This window comes from Limnothrix sp. HT2024 (assembly GCF_059138625.1).
Map to the genome: position 1 here is coordinate 2,077,105 of NZ_CM181121.1, position 13,864 is coordinate 2,090,968.

A 13,864-nucleotide genomic window follows, 5' to 3' on the forward strand; every position below is an offset into this window, starting at 1 on the left:
CCGATCGCTCAAGCCTTGCTGACGGTTAGTTCCTGAAAACTCAGCAGGGCAGGATAGGAAGGCGAGGCGGCCGATCGCCCGGCGGCCACTGGGGCCGATCGGGACTGGGATTCCTGGGGAGTTCGGAATTCGGAAGCCATGGCGGCCATGGGGGAAAAGTCCCGCAGGATGGCGTGGCTATTGCTGCCATCCAGGCCAAAGGAGCTAACCGCTGCTCGACGGATGGGGTGCTGAGATGGCCAGGGCTGAGCCTGACGCGCCAAAAAGAATGGAGATTGTTCCAGGTTCAGGCGCGGGTGAGGTTGGTCACAGTGCAAGGTGGGTGGAATTTGGCCGTGATGCAAAATCAGGGCGGTTTTGATCAGGCTGGCAATACCCGCCGCGCTGAGCAGATGGCCAATATTGCTTTTCACGCAGCCGACCGCACAGAACTGGGTAGCGGCGGTGTGTTGGCGAATAGCCTGGGAAAGGGCCTTCAGTTCCACGGGGTCGCTTAGGGGGGTGGCCAAACCGTGCGCTTCGAGATAACCCAAGGCGGCCGGATCCAGACCCGATCGGGCCCAAGCCTGTTCAATCACCCGTTGCTGGCCGGTGACAGTGGGCAGGGGCAGTCCAAAGGGAGGGCTATCTTGGGCGATCGCAGAACTTTCAATGACCGCATAGATTCGATCGCCCTCCGCGATCGCCTGGCTCAGGGGCCGGAGCAACAGGGCCCCGCCTCCTTCTCCGAGCACCGCGCCCTTGGCCGCTGCATCAAAGGCCCGATGTTGGCCATCAAGGGACAGAAGCTTGGCCGCCGCCCAACTGGCAGGGAGCTGGCCCGATTCCAGCAGATGCAAACCGGCCACCATGGCGACGTGGCATTCTCCGCTGCGCAGGCTTTGACAGGCGAGATGCAAGGCCCCAAGGGATGCGGAATCCGTAGCGTTCAATACCAGACTGGGGCCGCGCCAACCCAACAATTGGGCGGTCAAACCGGGAGCAAAAGTGACCCCTGTGCTCACAAATAAACCCACGGACTCGCCCCGCCAATCTCCCACGCCATAGCCAGCATCCTGGAGCGTCTCCGCAAAAATACTGAGCAGCTCCGCGCTGCCCGGATCCAAAGTCTGGGTCATACCATCGGGCCAGAGATCCGAAAACTGAGAAGGGGAACGGGGGGTGATCCGGCCCGCCCAGCGCGGGGGCGTGCCGGTGGCGTTGGGATCGATCGCGCCTTGCAAGTCAGAAAACGATGACATTTCTGATGATGCGGGCCGATGCCAAAAATCGGGCGGCAATTCCTCAATGCTGCTGCGGCCCGCTAGCAGGTTGGCCCAAAATTCGGCGGGGTTTTGGGCGTTGGGAAAGTGGCAGCCCATGCCAATAATCGCGATCGCCCCATCATCGCCGGAAACGGTCGATCGCCCGGTAGGCGAAAGCGCTGCCGATCGGGGCATGGGCTGCGAGTTGGTTGGGGACGCAGTTTGGGCTTGAACTTGGGACTGAACTGGGGATTGAACTGGGGATGACCCTTGCGGGGGGAACGGCGGCGGCGCGGCGCTGGTGAGCCAATAGGCATCCTTGGCAAAGGGATAGCCCGGCAGGGGAATCCGTTGACTCCCAGGCGATCGCAGCCGTTGCCAGTCAATTTCAGCCCCCTGAGTCCAGGCCTGGGCGAGCAATGCCAGCGTGGCAGCCGTGGGCATCCCAGATTCGGGCAGGACGGGCGCGGGAATGGGGTCGGCCCCCGCCAGCACCTGGCCTCGCCATCCGCCAGCGGGGAGCTGGCCTTGGCGAAACGTTGCAAGCTGCTCTAACAGGGTGTCCAGCCGATCGGCCACCAGGGCCAGGCGTTCCGCGAGGGGTTCGCGCCCCCCTTGCAGCGTCCAAGCCACATCATCCAGGTTCGGCCGCTCGGTGCGCAGATGGCGATGCAGTTGGCTGGCCTGTTGCGTGAGTTGATTGGCCGTGCGGGCACTCAGGACAATTAACCAGGGGCCGGCGCTGCTGGGTTTTGGCTGTAGGGTTGGCCAATCTTCCACAATTAAATGGGCATTGGATCCACCGGCTCCAAAGCTATTCACGCAGGAAAACCGGGGGCGATCGCCCTTGGGCCAAGGTTGTGCTTGGGCCAGAACCCGAAAAGGCAGTTCCGAAAAGGCAATATTGGGATTCGGCGGGTTGCAGTGCAGCGTGCCGGGGATGGTGTCATGGCGCATGGCCAGCAAAACCTTGGTTAGGCCCGCGATACCCGACGCGGCTTCCAAATGCCCAATGTTGGACTTGACGGAACCCAGGGGAATTTGATCGCCCTGATATCCCTGCCGTTGAGCCACGGTGGCCAGCCCACCCACTTCGATCGGATCGCCCAGGGCCGTGCCCGTGCCGTGACATTCCACATACTGCAAGTCCCCAAACTGGATGCCCGCCGCCGCCAGCGATCGCTCGATCGACTCCGTTTGGGCCGGCCCGCTGGGAACCGTAAAGCCATTCACCCGGCCGCCGTGGTTAATGCCACTGCCCCGGATTACGCCCCAAATGAAGTCACCATCTGCCCGGGCCTGGGCCAAGGGCTTGAGCAACACGGCCCCCACGCCCTCACCCGGCACATAGCCATCGCCTCCCTCCCCAAAACTGCGGCAACGGCCATCGCGGGATAAAAAGCCCCATTGACTGAGGTAGAGATAGCGGAATGGGTGCAAGGTGAGGCTCACGCCCCCGGCCACCGCCATCGTGCAGTCGCCGGCCAGCAGACTTTGGCAAGCCAGGTGAATCGCCGTCAGGGAAGAAGAACAAGCGGTATCGATCGCCAAACTGGGCCCCGTGAAATCCAGGAAATGGGAAACCCGGTTGGCAATGATCCAAAACAAGGCCCCAGCACCACTGGGCTGATCGGCACTCCAACTTAAATCCCGCGCCACATGGGAATAGTCGTGCCACATGGCCCCAACAAAGAGGCCAACCCGTTCTCCCCGGCGCGATTGACGGCTGCCATAGCCCGCATTTTCCATCGTGTGCCAAACCGACTGGAGAAACAGCCGCGCTTGGGGGTCAATTTGCTTGGCTTCCTTGGGCGCAATGTTAAAAAACAGCGGGTCAAATTCTTCAACCCCCGGGATAAAGCCGCCCCACTTGCCATAGGTGCGATTGGGCTGTTTGGTTTCCGCAAAGTACGGCTGGTAATCCCAACGGTTGGCGGGCACTTCCGTGACGCACGATCGCCCTTGATACAGGTTTTGCCAAAAGGTCTCCAGGTCAGGAGACTGGGGATAGCAACCATCGATCCCAATAATCGCGATGTCATAGCCACCGGGGGGCCGCTGCCGATCGGGCAACTCCAGGCTCTGGGTTTGGGGGATGGGGGCCTGAGTGTTGGTGGCTCCGGTGTCAGGAACCTTCGCCTCAGGGGCCTTCACCTCAGGAGCTTGAATATCGGAAGTCTTGAGATCGGGAGCTTTGGCGGCCAAAGCTTGCGGCCCCGGGAAGGGTACAGGATTGGGCGATCGGGTGACCTGGGTTGGGGCTGGCGCGACCGGGCTAGGAACTGAGGCCAATGGAGATGGGGCCGCCGGAGATGGAGTGGCCGGCGCGGTGGTGGATCCAGCAGGTGCGGTTAGCTGGGCCAGGTGGGTGGCCAGCACTTTGATGTTCGGATAGTCAAACAGGACGGTGGGCCGCAGGCCGGAATATTGCTTTTCGAGGGTTGCCACAATTTCCTCAATCATCAAGGACTCCAGACCCAGGCTGAAAAACCCTTCCTGACGGGGCACGGATTGGGGATCGGTGTTCAGGGTGCGGGCAACCAGGGCGGCCAATTCTTGCTCGATGGTGGCGATCGAGGGGGTGGGCTGGGGCGGCGGAGCAGATGGGGCGATCGCCGCCGGGGTCAGGGGAGCAGGCAAGGCTGGGGCCACATTCGGAGCGGGGCGCGATCGGGAGAAGCGCTCAAAGATGGTTGCGTCCGTGCCTTTACCGGTGACCAGGACGGGCTGAGGGCGATCGCTGGTCAGCACATCAAGGAAGGCAAACCGACCGGCCGCCGCGCTAAAGGGTTCCATGCCCGATCGCTGGAACCGCTCGGCCAGCATGTCGGTGGCTCCCATGCCGCGCGATCGCCACAGGCCCCACTGAATCGCCCCGGCGCGTCCGGGCCAATGGCGATCGCGGTAATCACAAAAGGCTTCCAGCAGCCGATTCGCCACCACGTAGTTCGCCTGTCCAGGGTTGCCGGCCGCCACGGTGATTGAGGAAAATCCCAACCAAAAGGCCACGGGCTGATCCTGCAACTGTTGTTCCAAGCGCAAGGCCCCAAGGAACTTGGGAGCAATCAGCCGATCGAGGGAGGCGAGGGTTTGGGCATGGAACAGCCGATCGTCTAATTGCCCAGCCGTATGAATTACGCCGTGAATGGCGCGGTGGGTGGTTTTCAGGGTCTCTGTGAGTCGATCGAGGTCGGCTTCTTGGCACAGGTCTACTTGCAAATAATCCGCCGTGGATCCCAAGGATTCCAGCAGGGCGATCAGTTGGTCGGTTTGGGCCCGGCGGGGCGATCGACCCACCAGCAGAAAATGAACGGCCGTTTGCAGCGCGATCGCCTCGGCCACCTCTGCGGCCAAGGCCCCACTCCCACCAGTGATCAAAATGCAAGATCCCGGCTCCAGGACTGAAACCGGCAAGGGCGGCGCAGATCCGGGGGCCACTGCCCGCAACTCGGCCCCATAGCGATCGCCCCCGCGATAGGCCACGCGATCGTGCTCCCAAGGGGTCGCCGCTTCCGCCGCGATCATGGCGCTGGCTTCCCCAACGGTTAGTCCCAACGCCAAGTCCACGGATTTCAGGCGGATTTGGGGCAACTCCAGGGCCACCGTGCGCCCCAAGGCATCAATCCCCGCCGTGGCAAATCCCAAAACCCGATCGCTCGGGGTCACAGCTTGGGCATCAAAGGTCACGGCCAAAAGCTGGAGCGGATCGGCGGGGCGCACTTTCGCCCACTGCTGCAAGACCAGAAAACAACCACGCACACCCTGGTTCAAATCGGCTTCGGCTTGGGTGACCCAATCCCGATCGCCCCGGGGCCCATGGCCTGACCCCGCCGCCGGGGGAGCCGTGACCCAATAGACCAGGGTTGGAGAAAGAGGCGAGCCGATCGCGTCGGCCCCTGCGATCGCCCGGAATTGCTCGGGAGCCAACAGATGCGTCAGGCCCTGGCGCACTTGGTCTGGATCCGTCCAATCCCACTGGCAAACCCGATCGCCCAAAACCTCAAAGGTTGAACCGGCTAGGCACAACTGAGCCTCAATTCCCTGCGATCGCAGCCGTTGGCGTAAGGCCAAGCCCCAAGCAGCCCCCTGGGCAAAGATGATCGTCGGCGCGGCGGTGGCCTGAGTTGGGGATGCAGTGGCGGCGGGCAAAACAGTCCAGTCGGTTTCAAAGTAGGACACCTCCGGCGCAAGCAAGGGGGCCGCCGCCAGGGTTAACTCCCGAATCATGGCCAGGGGGCGGCCATCCGTCCCGATCGCGATCGCCGAAAACTGGCTTTCGGTGGCCTGGGCCCGGCATTGTTGGCGCTCAAACCGCACGGTGACCCAGGATGAAGGCTCGCCAGTCTCCAGATCGGCGGATCGATCGGGCGATGCTGTGGGGGAAATTGCTGAAGCGGATGACGATTCCCACTGGGCTTGCAACTGGGATCCCCACCAACAGCCCGCCACTTGCCCCGGCACAACAAAATCTCGAGGATCGCCGCCCCGTTCCGCAAACCATTGCTGGTGTAAATACACGGCCGCTTGCAAAATCCCATCCAAGAAGGCGGTGCGATTGGGGGCTTGCAGTTGGAAGGTAGCTACTTCATCGGTGATTTGGGCCTGATGGATCACCTGCAAGGCTCTTCCATACTGATAGCCGCGCGATCGCAAGGCGGCATAAATGGCCGTTCCCGAAATCTCGCCCACCCCATCACGGCCCACCGCGTGGGAATCCGGCGATCGCCCGGCCACTTGATCGAGGGGTGACCCTGAGGATGAATCCGTAAAGGTGGCGCTCAAAATCAGTCGATCGCGCTGCCAAACCTGAACCCGATTCGGCAACTCCACCTGGGCCCCCAAGGTCACGGCCTCCGCATCCCCCACCCCCAAGGCCACCGCCTGGTGCAAGGTAATCTCTGTTAGCAATCCGGGCAATCGCCCCAGCGATCGGGTCACCGCATCCCAGGCCAAGCCAATGAAGCTGGCGGCGGGCAAAATCCAGCGCCCATTTAAAAAGTGCGATCGCAGCACCAAATCTGTTTCGGGAAACACCTGTTCCCAGCGCTCCGACGAGGCCCCGGAGGAGGGCAGCACCTCACGGGCCGCCGTGGCAGCGGGCAACGGAGCCGGCCGATCGCCCTCGGATGTTTTGGGAAAGAGCCAATACAACTGGCGATCGAAGGGATAGCGCGGCAGGGACAATTTGGGATAGGTGGCCGGGAAATGGGCTGACCAATCCACCTGGCGGCCCGCCAGCCAGGCCGCCAGGGACGACTGCACCGAACTTCCCCCATCCTCGGAAGCCAGCACCTCGGGCAGTTCGGCCGCCGGACGCGGGCGATCGGGCAGCAATCCCGACAGCAAAACCGGCCAATCCATGGCCGGATCCAGCACCCCCACCGTGAAGGCCCGCACCAATTCCGCCAAGGCCGCCGACCCCGTGGGATAGCGATCGGTCAAATCCCACTTTTGGCACAGGCGAGCCAAGCTGCTGCGAATTGCCACAAACACCAAAATTCGATGCTCTGGGTGAGGTGCGTTCGATCGCAGTGAGTCCGATTGCAGTACCGCCGATCGCAATGGGGATGAGGATTCTGATTGCAATGGAGCTTGCAACACTGAATCAAGGTCAATGCCCGCCTGCGCCAACGGTTGCCGCCAGGTTTCCACAAAGCGCGTAAAGGTCATTTGCCGTCGCCACAGGGTGCGGGCCACCTGCAAAACCGATTCCCAATCGGCCTCCGGCAACGCCACCGATGCCCAAAGGGCCTTGAACGCCTCGGGATCTTGCACCAGCCGGCCCAAGGTCGATCGCGCCTCCGAAGGCGTTTCCACCGTCGCCGCCACGGGTTGCGAAGGCAGCTCAAATTGCGCCAAAGCCCGCTGCACATCGGCCCAACTGCTGGCCAAACAACCAAATCGCCAAGGCAAACTCTCGCGCCCCAGGGCCAGGTTCGCCGCGATCGTCCCCAAGTCGGCTGCGGCCACCCGTTGCGCCCCTTCCTGGCCCCACTGAGCCACCAAGGCGGCCAAGCTACGTGCTGATTTGGCAGACAACAGGAAGGGAATCACGGCCGTTGCCCGATCGCCCTGCTCCGGGGCCCCTTGACCCGGATCCCCTGTCGCCAACGCCAACGGCGATCCAACTCCCTCGGCAACGACGGGCAACCGGGGCGGCTCTTCCAACACCAAATGGGCATTGCTGCCCCCAAAGCCAAAGGAACTCACCCCCGCTCGCAACGGCAAATCCGCCGCCGCCGGTTCCCAGGAACCAAGCGCCACCGCTGGCACAAAGGGAGAGGTGGTGAAGTCAATGAGCGGGTTGGGAGTCGTTAAGTTCAAGCTGGCGGGAATCTGACGATGCTGCAACATCATCAAGACCTTGATCACCCCGGCAATTCCCGCCGCCGCTTCCAAATGGCCGATGTTGGTTTTCACGGAACCCACCTGGCAATAGCCGATCGCCTTGGCCGTGGTGCGGAAGGCCTGGGACAGGGCCTCCATCTCGATCGGGTCACCCAGGGAAGTTCCCGTGCCATGGGCTTCCACATAGGTCACCGTGGCCGGATCCACCTGGGCATCGGCATAGGCCGCCTTCAACAGTCGGGCCTGTCGTCCCACATTGGGGGCTGTGATCGACTCACCCACCGCCGAATGGTTCACGGCGCTGCCCCGAATCACCCCAAAGATCCGCCGATTCTGGGCGATCGCCTGCTCCAGGGGCTGAAGCAACAGCACCCCACAGCCTTCGCCGGGCACATAGCCATCGGCCTGAGCATCAAACGTGCGGCATTGACCCGTTGGACTCAGCATCCTTGCGCGGGAAAATGACAGATGCTTCCAAGGACGATGGTTGAGGGTCACCCCACCCGCAAAGGCCAATTCACATTCACCCGATAGCAACGCCTGCCGAGCCAAATGGATGGCCACCAAAGACGAAGAACAGGCCGTGTCCAGGGTCAAGCTCGGGCCGCTGAGACCCAACACATGGGACAGCCGATTCGACAGAATGCAACTGTAGCTGCCTAGCCCCGAAAACCCATCAATTTCCACCTGGGGATCCGTCGTGACTTGCCAATAGTCCATGGTCATCGCGCCCAGATAGACCCCTGTTGGCTGCTGACGGAGCGAGGCTAAGGACAGGCCGGCTTCTTCCACGCAATGCCAAGCCACCTCCAATAGCAACCGCTGTTGAGGATCCATATACTTGGCTTCTCGGGGGGAAATGGCAAAAAATCCCGCATCAAACGATCGCCAATCCTTTAGGAAACCGCCCCATTTATTGCCCGTTTGTTCGCGGTAGGCTTGGTGATCCCAGCGATCGGGCGGAATTTCCCCGATCGAGTTCACACCCGCCGCCAAATTGCCCCAAAATTCATCAATATCCGCCGCCCCAGGAAAGCGACCAGCTAAGCCAATTACAGCGATATCTTGAGTCATGGTGGGGTATCTCAAATCAGCTTTAATTTTTCGTGAGGCAGTCATTACTGAAGCGATTAGGGCGATTGGGATGAGGCTGCCAACTCATCCCGCCAAGTCGAATGAGTCAACCATTGGATGGAGAGCATTTTGGCTAAACCATGATTGTTGAAAAGGATCAAAATTAATTTCCGTTTGTCGCGGAAAGACCACCGAAAGCACGGTTTGATCAGCAATCCACAGGTGAGCTTGATATTGGGCAAAGTGCCGAAAGCTGGCTCGATAGTGATTGGGGAAAATGCATTGCAAATCCGCGATCGACAACAGCTCCATCGGCACAGTCATGCCGCAGCGCAACACTTTTGATAGGGCTTCTTTTAAAGTCCAAAGGGCCAATAGCCGCTGGGGATATTGAGGATATTGATGAAAGGTTCTGTCACACCAGCTTTTTTCGGAATCTGGAACCGCATCAATCAAAGTTTGATAAAGCGCGGGATTAAAGGTCTCCACATCAATGCCCACGGGGTAGCCCGCCTCAAAAGCCACCGCGACGGCCTGGCCAGAATCGTGGGCGATGCTCACTTCAAACGGCTCCTGCCCTCCATACCGCACCACCGGCTGCCCAAAGCTACCTGGTTCGATGGAGATCGATCGATAGTCACAATCCCCAATTAATTGAACCAAAGCCCCTTTGGCCGCCATTCGCCCCATCAAGTACGACATCCGCCGCCTCAAAACAGGCAGCTTTTCAAAATAGTCCAACTCCGCAGGCGAGAGCAGTTGCGATCGATAGGGTGCAACGTCAACGTAGTTGGCAATGTTCACACACTCAAATCGGCAAGTAATCGATCGCATAGTGTCAGCCCCTGTTTTAATTCGGCTTTGATTCAGCGTTTCGTTTGCCCAGAATTTTCATGAAATTATTTCGATTGATCTAATTTGATTGACCTAAGAAGATACTTAAAAAGTAACTTGGGCTAGTTGAAAAGGTGCTAGTAGCCTTAGGGGCGAGAGGCTTAGGGGCGAGGGGCTTAGGGGGTGTCGTCATTTTTCGAGGTGATACTGAAACGGCTGATCTTCCGTACCCTAATCGTCGTAACAAGATGCTCAAGCCCCTTGTCCCCCACGATCCGCTAACGGCAGATCTAGGGTTTCGGGTTCAACGACGACAAGCCCTAAGCCCCTTGTCTTTGTTGATCGGTGTAACCCAAAAGTCAGTAGTTCTCGCTTTTTAGACATTCTCTAACCTGATTTCTGGATTCCGTTTGCCCATTGATTTAATTTGAAATTAGAAACCTAATTTGGTAGTTCAACTTGGAAGCTTAACTTAGAACAATCAACTTGAGAATTTGATTGAACCGGAGAGCTTGATCGAGGTGCTGAATTTGATGTTGGATTTAGAGTCCTGAATTTCAAAGCCTAATTAAAGACCAATTGAGCACTTAATCTGAATGCCATTTTTTCGCTAAATTTATGGCTCGCTCAAGCGATTGCACATTTTGTCCAAAGCGATCCATCACTGCAACACCTTTTGAGGGAGAAGATGAGTTCAAAATTACCCGCACAAACCCAGCCAAAGTGCCATTTGATCCCACATCTAGATAAAGATTGGTTCCCATTGATTCCAAGCCTCGCAACGCCTTTTCAAAGTTAATGGGATTACGGAATGCCTCCCAGAAAGTACGCACCGACTGAGCTGGTTGCGGATCATCAGCGCGATCGCCACACCCATAACGCCAAAAGCGACCGGTTTGGAGCTGGGGTAAGCGATCGAACTCTCGAGAAATAATCTCTTGGGCTGAATCAATCCAAGGGGAATGAAATGCTTGGATCACCGGCAAGCGCTGAAACAACACCGATTGACTCTGCAAAATTTGCTCTAGCCGATCGAGGCTGCTCGATCGACCGCTGACCACAAAACTTTGGCTGCAATTAATACTGGCCAAAGCAGTATCTTGAAACCAATCGGGATGTTGATGCCAGAGATTTAACCCATCCAAAATGGCTAGCATTCCCCCAACCGGTGTGTAGGATTCAAAGGCGAAGGACGCGCGAATTAAAGTAACCAACAATTGAAAGCGATCCACCGCACCACTGTAGGCTGCTGCCGTCAACTCTCCGAGGCTATATCCCAAAACCAAGTCAGGAATGACACCCATCGACTCGATCGTCGCTGCCACCGCATAGTTAAACGTAAATAGCAGGGGATTACTGTATCGCGTATACAAAAGTAGTTTTGAATCTTCTGTCAGCGCCGTTTGCGAGTCAGCAAACAGCTCAGTAGCCAAATGAATGCCCAAAAGCGGCAACGCTGCTTCAGAAAATTCATTCATGCAGTTCCGAAAAACAGGATTACAGCGATATAGCTCCTGTCCCATTTCCATATACTGCGATCCTTGACCAGGAAACATGAAGACAACCTTCGCAGCCATGGCTTCAACTCCTAGTCTTCAACTGAGCTTGCAACTTGCGCTTTTAAATTTCTCTTAAACCTTTTCGGGAACCAAATCTGGAGAGATTTGATATAGCAATCGGGTTAGTGTGTTGCCCACTCCTAATTCTTGAAACGTGCATTTTCCCCGATCGCACAAATGGGCGATCGTCTCTGTCCAGCGCACCGGACTCGCAATTTGTTGCGTTAAATTCTCAACCACATTCTCCAGCGTATACGGCTGCGCTGAAGTGTTAGCAATCACCGAAAATCGCGGAGCACGAAAATTCATGGTTCGGATAAATTCTCCAAACTCCCGCGCCGCTTCTTGCATGTAACGCGAGTGAAAAGCCCCGCTAACATTCAACACCACATATCTCGTGTCTGGGATTTCCTCAAACACAGCCGCCAAATCATCAATATCGCGCTTGGGCCCTGAAATGACCACTTGCCGAGGCGAATTATAGTTCGCAATATCAACCGTATCAAATGCAAAATCATCTAGAATTTTGCGAATTTTCTCCGCATTGCTGCCAATCACTGCCGCCATGCCACCGCCCTGCTGACGGCCCATCAATTGCCCTCGATATCGAATTAAATTTAGCCCCGTTTCAAAATCAAACACTCCCGCCGCAAACAATGCATTATATTCGCCCAGAGAATGCCCGCAAGCCGCGCTAGGCCAAAATCCACCCGAATCAATATGAAACTGCCAAGCCAAGGCATTCACAACAAATAAAGCAATTTGGGTAAATTCTGTCCGGCTCAAATCACCATCGGGATCATGCAAGCACAACTCTTTCACTGAAAAGCCAAGAACATTGTCTGCCTGCTGCAAAAGCTGCGGATAATGAGGAAATAGTTCACTCCCCATTCCGCAAAATTGGGATCCTTGACCCGGAAAGAGAACAACATTTAAATTCATCATGCCGCTCCTTCGGTGCGCTAAGCAGGGTGTTTAAATAATATGGAGGAAATTCAGCAAAGCCAATTTAGCAGCGTGAACTTCAAAACAGGCTTTTAGCGATCATCTTCAAGAAACAAGTCTTTAACAACAAGCCCCTAAAGTTGGGAATTAAAAAAACTCAGCCATTCTCATCCTGTCAAAATCACAGAATTGAGACTCAACTCAACCACCAACAGCATTGATTTTTAAATTCAAGTTTTTAGGATTGAAAGTTGCAATCAGGCAGTGCAGTTTGAAAATTCCTCAACCATCAGATCAAACATTTTGCCCATGTCGCTACGGCTAATTGAAGACTCGCAGAAGCCCACAGCAAGCGTGACAGTGTTCCTAAAAGTAGAAGCCGTCATCATAAAAGCTGGGGCATAAGCAACGGGACCCACGCCGTAGGAATAAACCACTTGATGCCCTGGGATGGGAATGTCAGTATTGCCAACATCTGAAAACAGGGGTGTGCCAATTCCTGATTCAGCAGCTTGGTCAAAAGCCTGGGTCAGTAGCCAGTCTACCCAAGCGAAGGGAATGAGAAAAAGAATTTCCATAGCGATCGCTGGCAAAACACCAGGCATGGCTCTTTTTTGACTGATTAAATCAGATTTTACGAAAGACAAGGTGTCTGCAAAGGAGTCTTCTTGATTAACATGAATGTTAGAAATCAATGGAACCGAAAGATTGCAAATTTTAGGCATGTCTCCATGTCGGAGATAATGGCGAACATCGAGGGTGTTGATAATCGGAAGTAATACATCAGGCCCCGCATTCGTGAACCGACGCAGAGCGCGGGCAAACCCGGTCAACATCACTTGATTTAGCGTTGCTCCGCGATCTTTCGCGTACTGCATTAAATTCTCAATCTGCTCTCGATCCAATTTATAGGTTATGTATATTTGATTTTCATGAGTGCAATTGTTAAATGGAACTTTTAATTGACCTGGCTTCAAAAAGTTTTTCTTGCCCTTTTGCAGCAATTGCCATCTCTTTTTGGCAGGCAACTTGTCAAGAACTTGCCATCCATCACGCCGAACGGTTACAGAACCCGGGGTATGCTCCTGACCGTTTTGCAGTACCCCATAGGTTTCAGCAAGGGACTGAAGAAAACATCGCAGTCCACTGCCATCAGAAACAACGTGCGACATCTTGAGGCAAAACGTATCTTGAAGTGTGTTTTCGCCTTGATGTCGAAAAATTCTCAGTTGCACCAAACTATCTACTGTTGGATCGATCGAGCTAGATATAAATTCTTCAACAGCCTGTTGCACATCGACGACTTCAAGCAACTTGAATCGGTCTTTATGTTTTTCTTCAGATCGCAACCAGTAGGGCGATACACTATTGTTCACCCACTGACATTGCAGAATCACCTCTGAATCTAAAACCAAGTCGAAGCTCTTAAAAAATAGATCTTCATTCAGGCAACTATCGAGCGTAAAAACGCATTGAACAACACCATTGCAGGTTGCCAAACTAATGTATTGAATTTTATCTTGGGCCGAGGCAGGAAATTCTGAAGATGAAAACATAGCCTTATCCTTACTTTGTCCTTTGCCGCTTCAAGCGCTAACCATAGCTATTGCTAGCCTTAGGAATTTTTTGAATTGACTGATCAACAATTTTGTCAACAATCTTTTTTTGACAAACTTCGACAAATTTTCGACAAAAATACTCTTAGTTCCTGAGCTGGTCTTTCAATCAAAACCTCTCAGGAAAATTTTTTCAAAAAGACTCTCTCTTAAGACAAAAGGCCGAAGCAATTTGGCGCAATGTCTAGATTTCTTGTCAATTTGAGTTTTCTAAAGGTCGAAGTTACGGTCAAACAAGGATGCC

General features: G+C 55.7%; 5 protein-coding genes. All 5 read right to left on the reverse strand.

Features of this window, described 5'->3' with window-relative positions; all coding sequences use genetic code 11:
- Positions 1–8: 8 nt before the first annotated feature.
- The 5 genes from AC2IAX_RS08260 to AC2IAX_RS08280 all read right to left on the reverse strand — a co-directional run bounded on the left by AC2IAX_RS08260 (position 9) and on the right by AC2IAX_RS08280 (position 13,560).
- Positions 9–8,666 (reverse strand): SDR family NAD(P)-dependent oxidoreductase, encoded by an 8,658-nt coding sequence (locus tag AC2IAX_RS08260; RefSeq protein ID WP_494390124.1) that lies wholly within the window; start codon positions 8,664–8,666, stop codon positions 9–11.
- Between the two features lie 84 nt (positions 8,667–8,750).
- Positions 8,751–9,470, reverse strand: a complete 720-nt coding sequence (locus AC2IAX_RS08265) for a 4'-phosphopantetheinyl transferase family protein (RefSeq protein ID WP_494390125.1) — start codon at positions 9,468–9,470, stop codon at positions 8,751–8,753.
- 617 nt (positions 9,471–10,087) lie between these two features.
- Positions 10,088–11,077, reverse strand: coding sequence for an acyltransferase domain-containing protein (locus AC2IAX_RS08270; RefSeq protein ID WP_494390126.1), 990 nt, complete (start codon positions 11,075–11,077; stop codon positions 10,088–10,090).
- A gap of 54 nt (positions 11,078–11,131) precedes the next feature.
- Entirely contained in the window at positions 11,132–12,004 is an 873-nt protein-coding gene (gene fabD, locus AC2IAX_RS08275; RefSeq protein ID WP_494390127.1) for an ACP S-malonyltransferase, read from the reverse strand.
- 257 nt (positions 12,005–12,261) lie between these two features.
- On the reverse strand, positions 12,262–13,560 hold the full coding sequence (locus tag AC2IAX_RS08280) for a condensation domain-containing protein (protein ID WP_494390128.1): 1,299 nt from the start codon (positions 13,558–13,560) through the stop codon (positions 12,262–12,264).
- Positions 13,561–13,864 lie beyond the last annotated feature (304 nt).